The 17,790-nt window shown below is 66.5% G+C and carries 16 protein-coding genes, 1 tRNA gene and 1 other RNA gene; 8 read left to right on the forward strand and 10 right to left on the reverse strand.

The window, feature by feature from the left end; translation table 11 throughout:
* Position 1: 1 nt before the first annotated feature.
* Positions 2-253 (reverse strand): phosphoribosylformylglycinamidine synthase subunit PurS, encoded by a 252-nt coding sequence (purS, locus tag QRM95_RS08265; protein ID WP_015935902.1) that lies wholly within the window; start codon positions 251-253, stop codon positions 2-4.
* A gap of 245 nt (positions 254-498) precedes the next feature.
* On the opposite strand from purS, the gene QRM95_RS08270 reads away from it, so the two are divergent.
* A complete protein-coding gene (locus tag QRM95_RS08270; RefSeq protein WP_018763149.1) occupies positions 499-684 on the forward strand; it encodes a hypothetical protein in 186 nt (61 codons plus the stop codon).
* A gap of 275 nt (positions 685-959) precedes the next feature.
* Positions 960-4,067 carry a S8 family serine peptidase gene (locus QRM95_RS08275; RefSeq protein WP_502934952.1) on the forward strand — a complete coding sequence of 1,036 codons (3,108 nt, stop codon included), beginning with the start codon at positions 960-962 and terminating at the stop codon, positions 4,065-4,067.
* Between the two features lie 73 nt (positions 4,068-4,140).
* Here the strand turns inward: QRM95_RS08275 and QRM95_RS08280 are convergent, their stop codons facing one another.
* The 4 genes from QRM95_RS08280 to QRM95_RS08295 form a co-directional block, all read right to left on the reverse strand.
* Positions 4,141-4,473: a serine protease inhibitor gene (locus QRM95_RS08280; RefSeq protein WP_285247317.1), complete on the reverse strand. Its 333-nt coding sequence runs from the start codon at positions 4,471-4,473 to the stop codon at positions 4,141-4,143.
* Positions 4,470-5,411: a 3-methyladenine DNA glycosylase gene (locus QRM95_RS08285; RefSeq protein ID WP_502934948.1), complete on the reverse strand. Its 942-nt coding sequence runs from the start codon at positions 5,409-5,411 to the stop codon at positions 4,470-4,472. Before QRM95_RS08285 ends, QRM95_RS08280 begins: the two co-directional genes overlap by 4 nt.
* Positions 5,380-5,910 (reverse strand): SSI family serine proteinase inhibitor, encoded by a 531-nt coding sequence (locus QRM95_RS08290; protein ID WP_285247319.1) that lies wholly within the window; start codon positions 5,908-5,910, stop codon positions 5,380-5,382. Before QRM95_RS08290 ends, QRM95_RS08285 begins: the two co-directional genes overlap by 32 nt.
* Positions 5,911-6,000: 90 nt before the next feature.
* Positions 6,001-6,465, reverse strand: a complete 465-nt coding sequence (locus QRM95_RS08295; RefSeq protein ID WP_285247320.1) for a MarR family winged helix-turn-helix transcriptional regulator — start codon at positions 6,463-6,465, stop codon at positions 6,001-6,003.
* A 78-nt stretch (positions 6,466-6,543) separates the two neighbouring features.
* On the opposite strand from QRM95_RS08295, the gene QRM95_RS08300 reads away from it, so the two are divergent.
* Together QRM95_RS08300 and QRM95_RS08305 are read left to right on the forward strand one after the other, a co-directional pair.
* Positions 6,544-6,786, forward strand: a complete 243-nt coding sequence (locus QRM95_RS08300; RefSeq protein ID WP_285247321.1) for a hypothetical protein — start codon at positions 6,544-6,546, stop codon at positions 6,784-6,786.
* 118 nt (positions 6,787-6,904) lie between these two features.
* Positions 6,905-7,120 (forward strand): hypothetical protein, encoded by a 216-nt coding sequence (locus tag QRM95_RS08305; RefSeq protein ID WP_018763156.1) that lies wholly within the window; start codon positions 6,905-6,907, stop codon positions 7,118-7,120.
* Between the two features lie 58 nt (positions 7,121-7,178).
* Here QRM95_RS08305 and QRM95_RS08310 read toward each other — a convergent pair whose 3' ends face one another.
* Positions 7,179-8,537 (reverse strand): aspartate kinase, encoded by a 1,359-nt coding sequence (locus QRM95_RS08310; RefSeq protein ID WP_285247322.1) that lies wholly within the window; start codon positions 8,535-8,537, stop codon positions 7,179-7,181.
* A 196-nt stretch (positions 8,538-8,733) separates the two neighbouring features.
* On the opposite strand from QRM95_RS08310, the gene QRM95_RS08315 reads away from it, so the two are divergent.
* Positions 8,734-9,894: a hypothetical protein gene (locus tag QRM95_RS08315; protein ID WP_285247323.1), complete on the forward strand. Its 1,161-nt coding sequence runs from the start codon at positions 8,734-8,736 to the stop codon at positions 9,892-9,894.
* On the opposite strand, the gene recR is transcribed toward QRM95_RS08315, so the two are convergent.
* From recR to ffs, 3 genes are all read right to left on the reverse strand, one after another.
* Entirely contained in the window at positions 9,848-10,447 is a 600-nt protein-coding gene (recR, locus tag QRM95_RS08320) for a recombination mediator RecR (protein WP_018763158.1), read from the reverse strand. The genes QRM95_RS08315 and recR overlap by 47 nt on opposite strands.
* Before the next feature lie 76 nt (positions 10,448-10,523).
* Positions 10,524-13,859 (reverse strand): DNA polymerase III subunit gamma and tau, encoded by a 3,336-nt coding sequence (locus QRM95_RS08325; RefSeq protein WP_502934949.1) that lies wholly within the window; start codon positions 13,857-13,859, stop codon positions 10,524-10,526.
* A 21-nt stretch (positions 13,860-13,880) separates the two neighbouring features.
* Positions 13,881-13,977: signal recognition particle sRNA small type (gene ffs / locus QRM95_RS08330), an RNA gene on the reverse strand.
* Positions 13,978-14,364: 387 nt separating this feature from the next.
* On the opposite strand from ffs, the gene QRM95_RS08335 reads away from it, so the two are divergent.
* A tRNA-Ser gene (locus tag QRM95_RS08335) sits at positions 14,365-14,449 on the forward strand.
* 88 nt (positions 14,450-14,537) lie between these two features.
* Here the strand turns inward: QRM95_RS08335 and QRM95_RS08340 are convergent.
* Positions 14,538-15,473, reverse strand: coding sequence for an oxygenase MpaB family protein (locus QRM95_RS08340; protein ID WP_285247325.1), 936 nt, complete (start codon positions 15,471-15,473; stop codon positions 14,538-14,540).
* Positions 15,474-15,660: 187 nt separating this feature from the next.
* Here QRM95_RS08340 and QRM95_RS08345 point away from each other — a divergent pair, with 187 nt between their 5' ends.
* Complete coding sequence (locus tag QRM95_RS08345) at positions 15,661-17,115, forward strand: M23 family metallopeptidase (protein WP_285247326.1); 1,455 nt, start codon at positions 15,661-15,663, stop codon at positions 17,113-17,115.
* Between the two features lie 59 nt (positions 17,116-17,174).
* On the forward strand, positions 17,175-17,687 hold the full coding sequence (locus tag QRM95_RS08350) for a glutathione peroxidase (protein WP_285247327.1): 513 nt from the start codon (positions 17,175-17,177) through the stop codon (positions 17,685-17,687).
* The last annotated feature ends 103 nt before the right edge of the window (positions 17,688-17,790 follow it).

A 17,790-nucleotide genomic window follows, 5' to 3' on the forward strand; every position in this document is an offset into this window, starting at 1 on the left:
CTCAGGCCTCGACGACCTCGACGTTGACGACGTCCTCGATCACAGGGTTGGACAGGAGGGTCTCGGCGGCATCGCGGGCCTGGGCCAGGATCTCTTCCGTCACCTCGCCGTCGACCGTCAGTTCGAAGCGCTTGCCCTGGCGGACAGAGCTGAAGCTGGTGAAGCCCAGCCGGGGGAGAGCGCCAACGATCGCCTTCCCCTGCGGGTCCAGAATCTCGGGCTTGGGCATGACGTCAACAACGATCCGGGGCATCCGGCAACTCCTGTGCGTGAGCTTGGTTAAGGGCGCAGCGGAGTGGTGCCGTCTCACGCCGTACCGGGGTGTCGGGGACATGGTGGACGGGCGCTCCGCGAGCTTGCCCTATCATTCTACCGGCCCGGGCCCATGCCACCGCATTCCGCACGTTCATGGAGTAGACCCCGATCCGGGAGGACCGGGGTGGAGGCCCGAAGGATGTGCTTCTGGAGTTGCAGGAGGGCGTTCACTAGGATTGGTTGATGGCGCAAAATTCCAAGTCCGTGCTGTTGCCGATGGTTGCCGCTGCCGTTTTTGCCGGCCTGGGCAGGATGGTGCTGCAGAAGGTGAAGGCGGACCGCATGGCCCGCGAAACCCGGGTCGCCGGCCCGTTGGACGAGAAGACCCGGCAGTGGATCAGCGACGTGGTGCGGACCCCCCGCCACTAGCCGCGCGGAGTCCTTCCCCAGCAACTCCGGGGCGCCCTTCGGGGCGTCCTTTTTGTATGCCCGAATGTTCCGGCGGGACGGATATGACAAGCGAAAATTTCCAAAATGTGCTCTATGTCATATCTCGCTCTCAGTCTGTACCCTGTGAACAGTCTGGTCTCAGCTAATTACAAGATCTGTAATTACTTCTGCAGTTCCAGTCGTCTGGGGCGCCCACCAAGTCTGGGCGGTACATCGTGAAAGGGTTGCGCGTGAAATCAACTGGAAAGAGCCCCTTGCGGGCTGGGGGACTTCGGAAGGCGGCCGCCCTGGCTGTTGGGTTGCCCCTCCTTATAAGCTCGCTGGCAGTAACGCCGGCCACGGCGGCGCCGGGGAGCCAAAGCCTCGAGAATGCCGCCGCCACTGCGAAAGACAGCCAGTTCAAGGACGGCCGGTACATCGTGGTCTTGGCCGGCCCGGCCGCAGCAGCCTACGAGGGCGGAGCCGCCGGGCTTGGCGCAACCAAGCCGCAGCAAGGCCGCAAACTGGATGCGGGCAGCCCAAACTACAAAGCCTACGACGCGCACCTGCGCCAGCAGCAGCGTGACGTTGCGGGAGCCCAGGGAGTATCCCCGGCCAAGCAGTACACCGCCGCCCTCAACGGATTCACCGCGGAGCTGACCGCCCACCAGGCGGCCGAACTGTCCAAGGACAAGCGTGTGCTTGTGGTGGCGCCGGACGTCGAGAACAAGCCCGATTACACCACCACCGACTTTCTCAAACTCACCGGACCGGACGGGACCTGGGCCAAGCAATTCGGGGGTGAAGCCAACGCCGGCAAGGGCGTGGTGGTGGGCGTCATCGATTCCGGCTACGCCCCGGACAACCCCTTCCTCCAGGGTGAGCCGCTGCAGCCTCTGCAGGGTACCCCGCAGGTGGGCGTCCCCTACCGCACTGGCGACGGCAAGATTGCCATGCTCAAGGCGGACGGAACCACCTTTGAAGGTGAATGCCAAAAAGGCCAGGGAACCGGTGCCGGCTTCGACGGCTCGCTCTGCAACTCCAAGGTGATCGGCGCCCGCTACTTCGCCGACTCCTTCCTCCAGTACGTACCCCCCGGCGACCGCGCCCCCGAGGAGCAGATTTCCCCCGTGGACGTGGGCAGCCACGGCACCCATACGGCAACAACGGCAGCCGGCAACGCCAACGTCGAGCAGGTCATCGACGGAGCAAGCTTCGGAAAGAGCTCCGGCGTGGCTCCGGCAGCCAAGGTATCGGTCTACAAGGTCTGCTGGGAGGACACCAACCCGGACACCGGCGGCTGCTACTCGTCATCGTCGGTTGAGGCCGTCGACGCAGCCATCAAGGACGGCGTGGACGTCCTGAACTACTCAATTTCGGGAAACAACAACAGCACCACTGATCCCGTGGCGCTCGCCTTCCTTAACGCAGCCGCCGCCGGCGTCTTCGTGTCGGCCTCGGCCGGCAACTCCGGCCCGACAGCCTCCACCGTGAACCATGCCTCACCATGGCTGACCACCGTGGCCGCCTCCACCTTCCCCAGCGACCTGGTGGGAACGGTCAAAGTTTCCGACGGCTCGCTGTACCGCGGCGCTTCCATCATGAAATCCGAGGTTGCGGACAAGCCCGTCGTGGTGGCCGCTGCGGCCGCTGCTCCCGGAGCGGCAAACGCCAACCTGTGCGGGCCCGGAACCCTGGACCCCGCCAAGGTGGCCGGCAAAGTGGTGGTCTGCGACCGCGGAGTGGTGGACCGGACAGCCAAGAGCCAGGAAGTCCTGGACAAGGGCGGTCTTGGCATGATCCTGGTGAATCTCACCAGCAGCTCCGAGGACGCCGACAACCACGTCATTCCCACCGTCCACGTCAACGCACCCAAGAGCTTGGAACTGAAGTCCAAGCTGCAGGCAAACACGGCACTGACGGTTAGCCTGGTCAAGGGTGACCTGACCGGACTTCCCCCGGCGCCGGCGCCCCAGATCGCGGGCTTCTCGTCCCGCGGGCCCACCCTCGCTTCAGGCGGCGACCTGCTCAAGCCTGATATCTCGGCCCCGGGCGTGAACGTCCTTGCCGGCGTCTCCACGATCGGCAACCATGGCGACCAGTTCGGATTCATGTCCGGTACCTCCATGGCCGCGCCGCACATTGCGGGCTTCGGCGCCCTGGTGCTTGGCAAGCAGCCGAAGTGGTCACCCGCCATGGTGAAGTCGGCCATGATGACCACCGCCTACCCGCTGGTCAACGCCGATGGTTCGCCCAACACGGATCCGTTCCAGGGCGGCGCCGGCCACATCGACTCCACCCGGGTCCTCGATCCCGGCCTCGTTTACGACTCCGGCATCCGGGACTGGCTTGGTTTCCTGAACGGACAAGGTGTTGATACCGGGGCCCCGCAGGCCGGCTCCATCGCTGCCCGCGACCTCAACCTCCCGTCGGTCGCCTTGGGCAGCCTGGTGGGTGAGGTCCAGGTCAAGCGCAAGCTGACGGCCCTGGTACCGGGCATGTACCGGCCCGAGGTGAACATGCCGGGTTTCAACGTCAATGTCGAACCCAAGGCGCTGAACTTCGCCAAAGCCGGACAAACGCGTGAAGTCACACTGACCATCCGGAACGTCAGCGCACCGGTCGGCAAATTCAGCACCGGAAGCCTCACCTGGAAGGGCCCGCGCACCGTCACATCGCCGATTGCCATCCGCCCGGTCGACGCCCAGATCGCTCCGTCGTTCTCGTTCAGCTCGACAACTGGAACGGGCAGCGGCTCCATGGAATTGGTGTCTGGCTCGGACAGCCCGATCGCCGTCGGCGTGGAAGGCCTGGCGCCACTGAACCAGACCGCGATCACCAAGACCCCGGGCGCCTACGCACCTACGAATGATGCCCACAATGCCCTGGTCCAGGTGCAGGTTCCCGCTGGCTCCACCTTCGCGCGGCTGGGCATCCAGGCGCAGTCGAACGACGTCGACTGGGACATGGTGGTGTACGCGCCCAACGGTTCGGGCGGCTTGACGGCCACCCAGGTGGCGACGGCCTCGGCGAGCGAGTTCCTTGACCTGGAATCGCCCCGGCCCGGCACCTATTACGTGGTGGCCAACCTGTACGCCACCCCGGACAACGGGCCGGCCACGGCCTCGGTCCAGGCGGTGAGTTTTGCGGGCGACGCCGGCAACCTGACCGTCAACCCCAACCCGATCGTGGCACCCAACGGGACGGCCACCTCGGCCACCCTGAACTGGACCGGCCTGGGTGTTGGGCAATACCTTTCGCGGCTGAGCCTGGGCAGCAACGGCATCAAGACCTGGGTAAACGTGCAGGTGGGTTCCGGTTCTGCCCCGGCTCCGGCCGGCGCGCCCCAGATGGGCATTGCGCAGGCAGTACCCGGAGCCTGACCATCACGTAAGCATGGGGGGAGGGTCCCGGACGACTTGTCCGGGACCCTTTTTCGTGCCCGGCTGCCGGCAGTCAGGTGGCATTACCGCCCAGCAGGGGAGCCAGGGCCTTCCACCGGGCGATCTCGCAGCCGTCTGTCCGGGTGAAGACCGAATGGACTGGGCGTCCATGGAACGTGCCGGAAACGACGGCAACCTGGGGTCCCCCGTACTGCTGGGTGCACAGCCTCGGTGGCCCGGGCCGGGGAAAAAAGATGTCTTCGCCGAATTCCTCCACGGCCGCCAGGGCGGCCTCGGGTGCCGGCAGGGTGGTTTCGGCCGCCAAAGTTCCGTCCTCCGCCACCAGCCGGAAAACATAATCGGGCGCATCCGGGGCTTCTCGGACGCTGATGGACAGGTCGATCACATCGGCGCTCCCGCTGCGAGGGCGTCCAGGTCCAAGGCTAGCCTCTCGCGCATGGCGGCAGCCTCGGCGGCAAAATTGCGCTGGTGCTCAACGTAGGAAGCCTTGCCCTGCGGAGTTTCGATGGGAATGGCGGGGTAGCCCCACTCGGCGAGGTCGTACGGGGAAGCCTGCATGTCCATGGCCCGGATGCGCCAGGAGAGCTCGAAGCAGTCCATGACCAGTTCGCTCGAAAGGGCCGGCAGCAGCTTGTACGCCCACTTGTAGAGGTCCATGTTGGCGTGCAGGCAGCCCGGCTGCTCCAGGTGGCGCTGCGATTCACGGCTGGGTGAAAACTCGTTGAGCGGAATGGCGTCAGGGGTGTAGAACCGGAACGCGTCAAAGTGGGTGCACCGGATCTTGTTGTCCTCCACCACCTTGTCCGTACCGGCTGATCCCAGCCGCAGGTGCAGGTATTCGTGGCGGAGATCGAACTTGTCCTGCCGGTAGACCATGGCCCATTCATGCAGGCCGAAGCAGCCGAACTGTGCCGGCCGTGCCGCCGTGCCGCGAAGGATCACCCCGGCGAACGCCACTGCCTCCTTGCGGTCGGCAAGGAAGGCGGCCCGGTCAAAGGTGACTGCCATGCTCCCCGCAGCCAGTCCCAGCGAGGCAAGTTCGCCGTCGTCGAGCGTCCTGTAGTGTTTCCAGCCCAGCCGGGCGGCCGCCTGCCCGCCGGTGAGGACGGTCCCGGCCCCCGGGTGCCAGCGCTTCAGCTGGCCCGGCTTCTGGGTGTAGTAGGTGAAGAGGAAATCCTCCACCGGATGCTTCTGCCCGGCCGACCGGCGGGCAAGATAAGGATCGGCGTAGCGGCTGACGCGCTTCAGGTGGGCTTCCTCCCGTGCCTGGGCGCTGTCCTCCGCCAGCAGGCTAAGAGGCTCCACCGGCGGCACCGAGCACATCCTTGGCAGCGTCCCACGCGCTGATTTCACATCCGTTGGTCCGGGCGAAGGTGGATTCGACGGCGACGCCATCCACGGCCCCGGTCACAGTCGCTTTCTGTGGGCCGCCATACTGCTGGGTGCAGGTCCGGTCGCTTCCCGGCGCCGCCGGGGCCACGATGGCGGGGTTCGCCTTGAGGGCCGCGCAGGCAGCAGCAGGATCCGGGTGGCTGCTCTTTGCGGCGGGAGTTCCGGAGGTGCAGACCAGGGTGTAGTCGAGCGCGGGTGCGCCCTCGGACGGCATCACGGTAATGGCAAGCTCAGCGTTTCCCTGTCCCGGCCCGTTGCTGGGCCGTGAAGTTGCGGGCGCAGGGGCGGCAGCCGAAGTTTCAGTACCGGGAGTGGGTCCTGCGGATGAACTTCCGGACGCGGAGGGCCCGCCGGTGGAGGAGCCGCTGCAGCCGGAGAGCAGGCCGGCACCCATGGCCAGGACCGCCGCGGCCAACCGTAGGTTACGCATCTGGCCACCTCCCCTTCGTCATGCCATTCTAGTCGTCGGTTTTGCCGGAAAACCCCGCGCCGCCGGGTGGGCCGCTTGATGGTTGGCCGGTCAGCGCGTGCCCTCCGACGTGGCGGCGATGAGTCCCATCATGGAGGCGTGCAGTTCGGTCACCTGTTCCCTGGTGAGGCCCAGCCGTTCCATCATGGTCCCCGGAACCTGCAGCGCTTGTTGCCGGAGCGCTCTTCCTTCTGGCGTCAGGGCAACCGCCAAGGCGCGTTCGTTACCTTCAGCGCGGCCCCGGGTAATCAACCCTGCCGCCTCGAGCCTGCGCAGGAGCGGAGAGATGGTTGCCGGTTCTTGGGCCAAAGCCTCACTGATGTTCCGTACCGTACGCGGGCTGGTCTCCCACAGGCACAGCATCACCAGGTACTGCGGGTGTGTGAGGTTGAGTTTTTCCAACACTGGCTTGTAGGCGCCCACGACGCTTCGGGCGGCCACCGTCAGAGCAAAGCACAGCTGGTGTTCCAGCAAGAGGTCTTCATCAGCGGCATCGACGGGAGATGTGGTGGTCATGGCTTCCTTACATTGTTAGTGCACTAATTATTAGTGTACATTGATGGGAAACAAGCAGTGAATGGAAGGAACGCGTTCATGGCCAGGGACAGGTCCGGGGACAAAGGCAACGCCTCCCAGCGCTTTATGCGCGCCACGGGAAAACTCAGGGCTGTCTTCGGCCCGGCCAACCGCTCCGCGCTGGCCCACGACATGACCGAGGAAAACCGCCGGCTGCTGGCCCAGCGCCAGGCGGAAACCCAGCAGTGGGAGACCATTACCAGGCCGGATGGCAGCACCTATGTTGTGCCCAGGAACCCTGAGGACCGTTCCTTGCGGTAGCCCTTTCACGCCGCCGCCACCGGCGCCTTTTTCCGGCGCCGGGATTAGAATAAGGGCACTGTTTCCGCTAGGAGGCAGCAGCACTTTCGCCCGAGGTTCGGGAAGGGGGTGGGAAACAGTGGCACATGTCCTCAGCGGTTTCATGGGCCTGACCGAGAGGCTCCGCTTCTTCTTCGGCCCTGCCACCCGGCTGGATGCCGACACGCCCGTGGTGCACCGACACGACGAATTTGAGCAGGCCTCCGAAGAGGATCTTTCACATTTCGTGGTGGAAACCGATTCAACGGGCCACCACTACGCAGTGCGCCGGGAAGACCTGGACCGGGAGTCCTGATAAGAAAAAGCCGGACCGCCGTTACCAAGGAACGGCAGCCCGGCTTTTCTGTGCCTGCTCAGCGGCCGGTGCCGCCGTAAACCGTCGCTTCGCTTTCACTGTCCAGGCCGAACGCCTGGTGGATCACGCGCACGGCCTCGTCCAGCAGGTCAGCGTGGGTTACCACCGAGATGCGGATTTCAGAGGTGGAGATCATGTTGATGTTGATGCCGGCATCGGACAGGGCCTTGAAGAACGTGGCCGAAACGCCGGGGTGTGACCGCATGCCGGCGCCAATCAGGGAGAGCTTGCCGATCTGCTCGTTGTATTCAATGGCCTCGAAGCCGATCTGGTCCTGCGCTGCGTGGAGGGCGGCCAGGGCATCGGCACCCTCGACGATCGGCAGGGTGAAGGAGATGTCCGTCTTGCCCGTGCCGTGGGTGGAAACGTTCTGGACGATCATGTCGATGTTCGAGTGGGCGTCGGCGATGACCTGGAAGATCGCAGCGGCCTTGCCGGGAATGTCGGGAACGCCGACCACGGTGACCTTCGCTTCGGAACGGTCGTGCGCAACGCCGGAGATGATTGGCTGCTCCAAGGCAACTCCCTCTTGAGTGGTGATCTTGTCGTCGGCGCCGGGAATGACCCAGGTGCCTTCATGCTGGCTGAATGATGAACGGACGTGCAGCGGCACGCCGAACCGGCGGGCATATTCCACGCAGCGAAGGTGCAGGATTTTCGCGCCCGAGGCGGCGAGTTCCAGCATCTCCTCGCTGGATATGGTGTCGATCTTCTGGGCTGAGGGGACAACGCGCGGATCGGCCGTGTAGATGCCGTCGACGTCGGTGTAGATTTCGCAGACATCCGCTTCGAGCGCCGCGGCAAGTGCCACAGCCGTTGTGTCCGAGCCGCCACGGCCCAAGGTGGTGATTTCGTTGGTGGCCCGGCTCATGCCCTGGAAGCCCGCAACGATGGCGATGTTGCCCTTGTCCAGCGCAGTCCGGATACGGTGCGGGTCGACGTCGATAATCCGGGCTTTGCCGTGGATGCCGTCGGTGATCATGCCGGCCTGGGACCCGGTGAAGGACTGTGCGGACGCACCGAGCTTGTTGATGGCCATGGCCAGCAGCGCCATGGAAATGCGCTCCCCGGCGGACAGGAGCATGTCCATTTCGCGGGCGGGGGCGGAATCTGTCACCTGCGCTGCAAGGTCCAGGAGCTCATCTGTCGTGTCGCCCATTGCCGAGACGACAACCACCACCTCGTTGCCGGCGTCCTGGGCATCGACCACGCGCTTGGCCACGCGCTTGATCCCCTCGGCGTCCGCCACGGAGGAGCCGCCGAATTTCTGCACGATGAGCTGTTTGGTCACCGCGCCGGCGTCGGGCGCCACCTGCGGCTGGGTTGCGTTGTGCAGTTCGGTAGTGGGCGTACTCATGCGCGTACCTTCATCGGATCAGTTGGAGTTTTGGAGGCCATGAAGCCTGGCGGCGCGACTTCCTCCGACAGTTTATCGCCGTGCCCGGAGGGACGTTGAATTATGACCACATACCGGCCCACGATGGGACTGGCATGAAGGCGGCGGCCCGGCCGGACAACGCCCGGCCGGCCTGTCCGGGGAAAGGAGTCCACGCGTGGCCGACGATTGGCAGCTCCCCGATCCGCGACGGCCCGGGCCCTGCTTCGAACCCATCGGACAGGACGACGGCGGCCGGCAACCGTTGGGCGACGGGGCGGCTGAATCCACCTCCGGTCCGGTGTTCGGACCGGAGGTGCGGGCAGCGGCGGTGGACTGGTGGCGGGTTGTGCATACCCTGCGTTTCTGGTCGTCCACCATGGGCGCCGCCGTCGCCATGGGGGTTGTTGTGGGAACGCTTTCCTTGCTGTTCGGGGGTGCGGACGAGCCTGCCGGATCGATGCCCGTGACTGCCTATCTGCTCGCGCTCCTGCTGTTGCCGGCTGCATCCGCATTCGTGGCAATGCACTGGGGCATGGACTGTTGGCGCCGGTCCGTGGGGCCAGGTTGGCCGGCCGGCCTGGTGGCCCCGATCGTGGCTTCGATCATGCGCAGCCTGGTATTCGCGGTGCTCATCCTGGCCGTCCTCCTGGCCCTGGCGGCGATGGCCGGGCAGCCTGCAGCACCGGCAGCGGTCTCCGCCGTGGTGGCGGCGGTCGAGGCCGGGTTCTTCAGCGGCATGGGGACGGCAGTGGCGTCCCTGGTGCGGAACCGCGCCTGGGCCGGCGTTGCGGGGTGGTTCGTGGCCCTGTTCCTGGTGGCCGGCGGCATCGGGACCTGCGTCCTGTTGCTCCCCGCCGTCCGTTCTGAGGAACCGGTAACTGTGGCCATGAATGTTCAACAGGCCCAGGATGGGACCTTCCTGGCCTATGAATGCTCAAGGGTCCAGGCAGGAACCACCGAGGTTTACCGGACCGAGCGCATCATGTGGCTGGCCGCATCCAGCCCCAGCGTGGTGTTCGTCATGCTTGCTGCCGGGCAGGACGCCGCGAAGGAGCCCTTCGGCTGGTTGTCGTCCCGACTGCAGGAAGCAGCAGACGGAACCCAGGTGCCATGCGTCAACGGTGAACCATTGGGCGGGGAGGCCACGCACGTGCCTCTGGGTGCTACCGGCCTGCTGATCCAGGGCGTCGTTGCCGGCGCGCTGGTGGCTGGAGCCCGGATGGCGTCCAAGCGGCGTCTTCGCCAGGAAAATCCGGCCGTGCCCGATGCTGCAGCCGACGGGGGACCGGTCAGGCCAGGGCGTTTCGACGGCCTTCGAAGGCGCGGCCCAAAGTGACTTCGTCCGCGTATTCGAGATCGCCCCCAACCGGCAGGCCGGACGCCAGGCGGGTGACGGTAATACCGATCGTCTTCAGCATGCGGGCAAGGTACGTGGCCGTGGCCTCGCCCTCCAGGTTGGGGTCTGTGGCGATGATGACTTCCTGGATGGCGCCGTCGTTCAGCCGCGTGAGCAGTTCGCGAATCCGAAGTTGCTCGGGCCCGACGCCGGCAATGGGATTGATCGCACCGCCAAGTACGTGGTACCGGCCACGGAAGGACCGGGTGCGTTCCACGGCCAGGACGTCCTTGGACTCCTCCACGACGCAGATCACGGCAGGGTCCCGGCGCGGATCCCTGCATATGTTGCAGAGTTCCTGTTCGGTGACGTTGCCGCAGACAGTGCAGAACTTGACCTTGTCCTTGACCGTGGTGATGGCCTCGACCAGCCGTTTCATGTCCTGGGGATCGGCCTCGAGGATGTGGAACGCCAGCCGTTGCGCCGACTTGGGTCCCACCCCTGGAAGGCGTCCGAGCTCGTCAATCAGCTCCTGGACAGCACCTTCGTACACAATTCCCTCTTTAGTTCGATGTGGATGGCGGGCAGGTCAACGGGTGCGGACCAACGGTTTGCGGTGTTGTGGCCGGTCAGTACCGGGGCGCTATGGGAGTGCCGTCGTTGGACCGTTCCTCGATCAGCTTTCCGCCCAGAATACGCTCCACCGCCGCCCGTCCGAAGACACCGGACTCCTCGATGGTTTCGTCGTCGGCGCTGGGGATGTCCTGGACGTACGCGCTGGGTGCAGTTGCGGCCCTGGCGGGCGCCTTGGCCCGGCCGGCCTCGGCTTCCGGGCTGTTGGACAGCCGCTGGTAAAGGCTTTGCCGCGTTTCAGGCCGCCCTGCTGAGGGCGCGGCCGCCGGAGCCTGTGGCCGGGACGGGGCAGCTGTGGCAGGCCCGGCTGATGCCATGGCCAGTTCGGGTTCCGGAGCAGGCTTGGCCTCAACCGGCTTGTACGTTTCCCGGACGGAGTCCGCACGACTGTTGTGGTTGACCGCTCCCACACCCCAGTCGGACTCGGCCGTGGCCCGGGTTGCGCTGGCGGGGATGGCAGCCGGCACTTGCGCAGTGGCCGGTTCGTAATGCGGAGCCGGGGCCGGGGGCGCAGGTTCGTCCGCGGAAGCACTGACAGACGGTGAACCCACGTTGGTCTTGTCTCCAACCACCCAAACGCCGGGGGCCTGCTCTACGGCCCGGGCCCAGGGGTCGTGGGCGGCTACCGCAGAGGGGGCCTCTCCGTGTCCCGTATTGCCGGAAGGCGCGGCAGCCCGTCCCGCTTTACGCGCGGCTTCTGTGCGGTTGCTGCCGGCGGCCCGGTCCGTGCCGGCGGTGGAGGCAGGTGTTGCGCTGGGGCTGGCGGGATGCGCCGGCGTTGCGGCGGGGCCGGAAGCAGGGGCCGACGGTTCCCAGTCCATGGGAGGCTCCTCATCCAGCGGCGGAGCGTCCTCATCCCGGGGCGGGCCCCAGTCGTCGTCCGAATAGGAGTAGTCTCCGGCGGCGGAGGGGTAGGAGGACTGCGACACTGCGGGGGCGGACGCCTTGCCGGGACCACCCGCGCCTTCAGTTGCCGGCTGGACGGACTCATGGCGCTGGTTGTCACCAGTGGACGGAGCGGCTGCGCCGGATGCCGGCGACGACGCGGGCGGGGCCGGTACGGGTGCAGGTGCCGCTGCAGGGGCTACGGCTGGCGCCGTCGACGCGGGTGCAGGTACTGGTGCTGCAACCGGCGTGGTTGCGGCAGCACTGTCCGCCGTGGCCTCGGATGATGTGGCGGGGGCCGGAGCAAGTCCCCAGGCAACGTCAGCTGAAGTGGCCGGAACCACCGGGCTGGCCGGCACTTTTGGGTTTGGCTCAGAGCTCGCCTGGCTGGCGCCGCCGGCAACCGCGTTGATCTGCAGATCGATGCCAACCGTCTTGTGGATGGCCTGGCGCAGATTTTCGGAGTGGTCCGCCCGGCCGAAGGCTCCGGCGAGTCCGGGCGTGGTGAAGGAGAGGGTCAGGGTGCTGCCGTCGAAGGCGCTGACCTGTGCGTTGGGTTCCACCAAGGCCCAGGTGCTGCGCTTGATCTTCGACAAGGTCTGCAGGACATCAGGCCAGGCCCTGCGGAGGACTTCAACATCACCCATTGCCGGGGGAGCTGCCGGGGCGGACCGTGCAGGTTGATCCTGTGGCGCCGGAGGCGTTGCCTTGGGGGCTGCTGCCGCAACGGGCGCCTGGGCTGGGCGGCCGCGGGCCGGCTCCTCCACGGGCCAGTCGTTGGTGCTCACGCGTGGGGGAGTGAGGGAGTTGCGGGCATCCTGCGCGGACGCTCCCTGGCTGCTCGCGGAAGCCGGACCTGCAGGGGCTGCCGGTCCCGCGGAAGGAGCCGTCGCCGCAGGGGCGGCCGATCCGGCCTGGGCGGGAGCGGCCTGTTCGGTTTCCTGCGTGCGAACGGCGGGCGCCGGCGAGGCATTCGATGGCTGGTCCGCCGAATCCCGGCCGGGGTGGGGCACGGGCCGGGCAGCTTCCTCGGCAGGGTGTTGGCTGGGTGACGCGGGGCCGGACGCCGGGCCGGCGGGCACCTGCGCCTGGGCGGGGGTGGCTGGTGCCGAGACAGGTGCCGCTTGTGCGGGGGCGGAGGCAGCCGGTGCGGGCGCTGAAGGCGCTGCCGCGGCTGCCGGTGCGGGCGCTGAAGGCGCTGCCGCGGCTGCCGGCGGGGCCGTTGCGGCAGCACCGACGTCGTTCCCGGCGTAGTTGAGCCGCCGCTCCACCCGGTCGATCCGTGCCGCCATGCCGCGTTCGTTCTGCTCGGAGCTGGGCAGGAGGATCCGCGCGCACAACAGTTCAAGGTGCAGCCGCGGTGACGTGGCTCCGGTCATCTCGGTCAGGGCCGTGTTGGTAACGTCCGCAGCCCGCGACAGCTCTGCGGCGCCAAGGTTGTGCGCCTGGTTCTGAAGCCGTGCGATCTGGTCCGCCGGCATGCCGCGCAGGATGGCGTGCGCGCTCTCCGGCATCGCCTGGACGATGATGAGGTCGCGGAAGCGTTCCAGCAGGTCTTCCACGAACCGCCGCGGATCATGGCCTGTCTGGATGACGCGGTCCACGGCCCGGAAGACCGTTGCGACGTCAGAAGCGGCCACGGCCTCCACGACGTCGTCCAGCAGCGAGGCGTGGGTGTAGCCGAGGAGCGCAACGGCGAGCTCGTAGTCCAGCCCGTTGGGTCCGGCACCTGCCATGAGCTGGTCCAGGACGGACAGGGAGTCGCGGACGGATCCGCCGCCGGCCCGGATAACCAGGGACAGCACGCCGGGAGCCACCGGAACATTCTCTTGGCGGCACAGCAGCTCAAGGTAAGCCATCAGCGGCTCGGGAGGTACCAGCCGGAACGGGTAGTGGTGGGTCCGGGAGCGGATGGTACCGATGACCTTGTCAGGCTCCGTGGTGGCAAAGATGAACTTGATGTGTTCCGGCGGCTCTTCGACGATCTTCAGGAGGGCGTTGAACCCGGCCGAGGTGACCATGTGGGCTTCGTCGATGATGAAGATCTTGTAGCGGTCCCGGACCGGGGCGTAGGTGGCTCGCTCACGGAGGTCCCGGGCATCGTCCACGCCGCCATGGCTCGCGGCGTCGATCTCGATGACGTCGAGGGAACCCGAGCCGCCACGGGCCAGTTCCACACAGCTGGGGCAGGTTCCGCACGGGGTGTCAGTGGGGCCTTGGGCGCAGTTGAGGCAGCGCGCCAGGATTCGGGCGGAGGTGGTTTTGCCGCAGCCCCTGGGGCCGGAGAAAAGGTAGGCGTGGTTGACGCGGTTCTTGCGCAAAGCCGTCATCAACGGTTCGGTGACATGCTCCTGCCCGATAACGTCAGCGAACGAGTCGGGACGGTATCTGCGGTACAGGGCGGTGGTAACTGTCACAGAGAAAACCCTACCAATCCGGGCTGACATCCTGCCGCCCTGTGGGGGAATAGTAAAGACCCCCCATGCACCCGCCAGAGCCCATTTACCCTTGCTACCTTCCGGTCCTGGGGGAGTTCAACAGGATGACGCCACATGAGGGGCCGTCAAACACTTTACCTGAACATGCGGCGCGACTCGAATCGGCCGCCTGCCACTGTGACGGAGGTTGCGCGAGGCAGGAAACGCCTGTCACGTCGCGGATTTCCATTGCTTATCCCCGGGGCAGCCGCGATCATTTGTATATACACCGATTGGGGCAATCTCAAGATTGTGAGCTGCGTGGCCTGGCTGAACGAACCGGACCCGGCAGCTCAACGGTGCAGCAACAGGGGAATGGGCGCATTGGGGGCGTCCATTGCCAGGTCGGGGACGGAGCCTGGCGGGACTCTGAAGGTCTTGCCGGGCACGTTCAAAAACGTGTCCCGCGCGGGCCAATTGGGCGATGCGGAAAAGTTCAGGTAATCTGGTACCTGCTTTTGATTCAGAAGCAGTTGGAGAATTCGCCTAGCGGCCTATGGCGCACGCCTGGAACGCGTGTTGGGTTAACGCCCTCGGGGGTTCAAATCCCCCATTCTCCGCCGGTTGGAACCCGGTCCCGGCAGCTGCTGGGACCGGGTTCTTTCGTTTAATCACCAGGCCTCCCCCACGGGACGGCGGTTGAGTTTCTCAGGCCAGATCTGCGGCGGGTTCGCCCAGGCGCCGCAGCCGCTCCAGCGCCGCTGATTCGCTGGGACCCTTGCGCCTGCGGATGCCGCCCAGGGCGAGATGCACGACGCCGAGAACCAGCTTTGTGGCCAACCGTACCGGAAGCGGGAAGGGGCCCAGCCGTGGAACGGAGAGGCCCAGCATCCGGCGGTACCGGGGCTCCAGGCTGTAAACGGCGGCCGCGAACAAGACGCGGTAACCCGGCCTCAACAGTGGATGCAGGGGTGCGTTGCGAATGAACTCCACCGTTTCCTTGACCCTGCCGTCAGCCCGCAGTTCGCCCTGCTCATACCAGGCGTCCAGTTGGCTCCGCATCTGCGCCCGGGTGACCGGCGGGTCCTCCACACCCATGAGCCGGCCGGCCTGGGCCCACTCACGGACATAAGCATCTTCTCCGCCGGGGATCGGGCCGCCCCAGATCCGGTGGGCGGCCAGGAAACCGTCCGTGAAGGCGATGTGGATCCAGGCCGCCAGCCCGGGATCGTTGGCGCTGTAGGCGCGCTCGGTGCCGGCGTTGTCCTGGTAGCTGCCTTGCACCGGCTCGTGGAGGCGGCGGACACGCCGTGAGGCCTCCTCCGCGGCGGCCGTGGAACCGTAGGTCACGGTGAAAATCCAGCGGATGGTATTGGCCAGCCGGCGGAGGGGATCCTCGCGGAAGTTGGAATGCTCGTGCACGCCCGCCAGGGCACCGGGGTGCAGGGACTGCATCAGCAGCGTCCGGATTCCGCCGACGATGGGCGACATGGAGCCGTGCACCGCCCACACCGCGGAACCTGGCAGGTGGTAGCCGGCGTCGTCGCCCTCCGCGAGCCGCAGCGACCATTCCGGTGGTGCGTCGGCATTCCCGGAGAAGGTCTTTTTGATTTCGTCCCGCCAGGTACGAACGAAATTACGCATGAGCCATTCTTGCCCATTTCGGCCTGGGCGTCAGTCGGCGGCTTGGCCGGCAGGTAAGTCCCTGCACCTGACGCCCACAAAAAATCCCGCATTGTGCTCCTCCAGGGTTCCCCGGCGCCCGGACCTGTGGTCCCATGGGACGTACCGTCGAGACAACGCGCGGCAACCCCCGTCCTGGAGTAAATCAATGGGCAATTATTGGGTGCCCGGTAACGGTAAACCGGCCCAGCGGACCTTTCCCCATCTGGTCCGTGCCTTGTTCGCCGCCGCTATGGTGGCGGCTGCCGCCTATGCAGTCAATCTCTCCGGTGGCCCCGCAGGTCCCGTCCGGTTGGCAGGGGAGCTGGACCGGGCCGGGACTGCCGGTGGCGTGGCGTCGGCCGGGACGGTCGCGGGTGCGGACACCCGGGCGGCGGATGGCAGTACCGGGCCGCCGGCCTCGGACCAGGTTGGTGCCGGTTCCCTTCCGCCGGCCATCGCCTCGGATCCCGATGTCACTTTGGCCTTCCCACATGCAGCGCTGGGCGGTTTCCAGGATCCGTCGGCGGGAGCAGTGGTAAGCCCGGCCGGTGTGGGCAGGCCGCCGGCAGGCTTCCTGATGGCGCCGCTCCAGGTGCTCGACCCGAGCTCGCCCTTCGGTTTCCGGGTGAGTCCCCTCAGCGGGACGTCGGGAGACTTCCACCTTGGCCAGGACTACGCTGCCGCTTGCGGAACCCCCGTCTATGCGGCCGATTCCGGGGTGGTCCGGGCGGCCGGATGGCACCCCTGGGGTGGAGGCAACCGGGTGGAGATCGATCACGGTGACGGCCTCATCACCACGTACAACCATCTTGAATCGATTGGCGTCCATACCGGCGACCGGGTCCAGGTGGGCCAGGTCATCGCCCGGGTGGGAACCACGGGCTGGTCAACGGGCTGCCATCTCCACTTTGAGACCATCCAGAACGGCCGCTACACCAATCCGTTGAATTGGAGCTTCGTCCAGCTGCACGCCGTGGGCCAGGCACTCCCGGCCGGCATGGTTTCCTACGGCCCCGAGCCCGGATTGTCCGACGGGAGGGTCAGCTGGACCATTCCGCTCCTGGTGGACCGGGGATTGTCCCCGGCCGCCGGGCTGGAGGCATCGCCTGGTCCGACGCCCCTGCTGCCTGGCCCGGCGCCGTCCGGTACCTTCTTTCCAATGTCCAACGGGCAGTTGACGACGCCGGCCCAGACGGCGTCTGCCCCGCCATCGCCCAGTGCCGTGCCGCCGTCGTCCGCTCCGGCACCCGGCAGCCCGACGGCGTCGCCGTCCCCGTCTCCCACTCAAGTGACCCCGACGCCGAGTGAACCGACACCGACGCCCACGGAGCCGGCGCCCGCCCCCGCCCCGACGCCGAGTGAACCGACCCCGGCGCCGACGGCCACGGAGCCTGCGCCTGCACCCGCCCCGACGACGCCCGAGCCCACGCCTGTCCCGACGGCGCCAACGACGGTTGCGCCCGAACCCGCCCCGACGCCCACGGAGCCGGCGCCTGCCCCTACAACCGTGGAGCCTGCACCCGCCCCGTCGACGGTTGAGCCGGCGCCTGCCCCTACAACCGTGGAGCCCACGCCCAGTCCGACGGCGCCCGAGCCCACGCCTGTCCCGACGACGTCCTAGACGGGAAAATTCTTCAACATCGGACCCGTACACGGAGCCGACGGCAACGAATTGCCCTTATGAGCTTCCTTTCGCAAACACAGCGCCCGGCGCCCCTGTACCCGATCCCGTTGCTCCTCAACGACGGAACCAGGACGAACTTCGGCCAGTTCAAGGGCAAGGTGGTGCTGGTGGTCAATGTCGCCTCCAACTGCGGCTTCACGCCCCAATACGCCGGCCTCGAGGCCCTCTACGGAAAATTCCGCGACCGCGGCTTCGAGATCCTCGGTGTCCCCTGCAACCAGTTCGCCGGCCAGGAGCCCGGCACCGACAGTGAAATCGCGGAATTCTGTGAGCGCAACTTCGGGGTGACATTCCCGCTGACAGCCAAGGCGGACGTCCGGGGCCGGAACCAGCACCTGCTCTATTCCGAGCTGACCAAGTTCCGGACCGGTTTGCTGCCGGGAGCGGTGAAATGGAATTTCGAAAAGTTCCTGGTGGGCCGTGACGGGACGGTGGCGGCCAGGTTCGGTCCCACCGTGGAGCCGGACTCGCCCAAGGTCATCGAAGCGATAGAGGAAGCGCTGGGCTGATACGCCCGGCAGGCCGAATTAAGTCTGCAGAAGCGCAGTTCTTTTGATTTTTTCCACATCAGCTACGGCGATTCACCCCAAGTTTGCCAAATGTCTGATTGGA

Origin of the sequence: Pseudarthrobacter sp. efr-133-R2A-89 (genome assembly GCF_030209315.1) — a bacterium.
Classification (GTDB): Bacteria; Actinomycetota; Actinomycetes; order Actinomycetales; family Micrococcaceae; genus Arthrobacter.

Excerpts from the sequence above, each read along its gene's own strand:
- purS (WP_015935902.1), bottom strand. The coding sequence starts at position 253 with ATGCCCCGGATCGTTGTTGACGTCATGCCCAAGCCCGAGATTCTGGAC.
- QRM95_RS08270 (WP_018763149.1), top strand. The coding sequence starts at position 499 with ATGGCGCAAAATTCCAAGTCCGTGCTGTTGCCGATGGTTGCCGCTGCC.
- QRM95_RS08285 (WP_502934948.1), bottom strand. The coding sequence starts at position 5,411 with ATGTGCTCGGTGCCGCCGGTGGAGCCTCTTAGCCTGCTGGCGGAGGAC.
- QRM95_RS08290 (WP_285247319.1), bottom strand. The coding sequence starts at position 5,910 with ATGCGTAACCTACGGTTGGCCGCGGCGGTCCTGGCCATGGGTGCCGGC.
- QRM95_RS08295 (WP_285247320.1), bottom strand. The coding sequence starts at position 6,465 with ATGACCACCACATCTCCCGTCGATGCCGCTGATGAAGACCTCTTGCTG.
- QRM95_RS08300 (WP_285247321.1), top strand. The coding sequence starts at position 6,544 with ATGGCCAGGGACAGGTCCGGGGACAAAGGCAACGCCTCCCAGCGCTTT.
- QRM95_RS08310 (WP_285247322.1), bottom strand. The coding sequence starts at position 8,537 with ATGAGTACGCCCACTACCGAACTGCACAACGCAACCCAGCCGCAGGTG.
- QRM95_RS08325 (WP_502934949.1), bottom strand. The coding sequence starts at position 13,859 with ATGTCAGCCCGGATTGGTAGGGTTTTCTCTGTGACAGTTACCACCGCC.
- QRM95_RS08340 (WP_285247325.1), bottom strand. The coding sequence starts at position 15,473 with ATGCGTAATTTCGTTCGTACCTGGCGGGACGAAATCAAAAAGACCTTC.
- QRM95_RS08345 (WP_285247326.1), top strand. The coding sequence starts at position 15,661 with ATGGGCAATTATTGGGTGCCCGGTAACGGTAAACCGGCCCAGCGGACC.
- QRM95_RS08350 (WP_285247327.1), top strand. The coding sequence starts at position 17,175 with ATGAGCTTCCTTTCGCAAACACAGCGCCCGGCGCCCCTGTACCCGATC.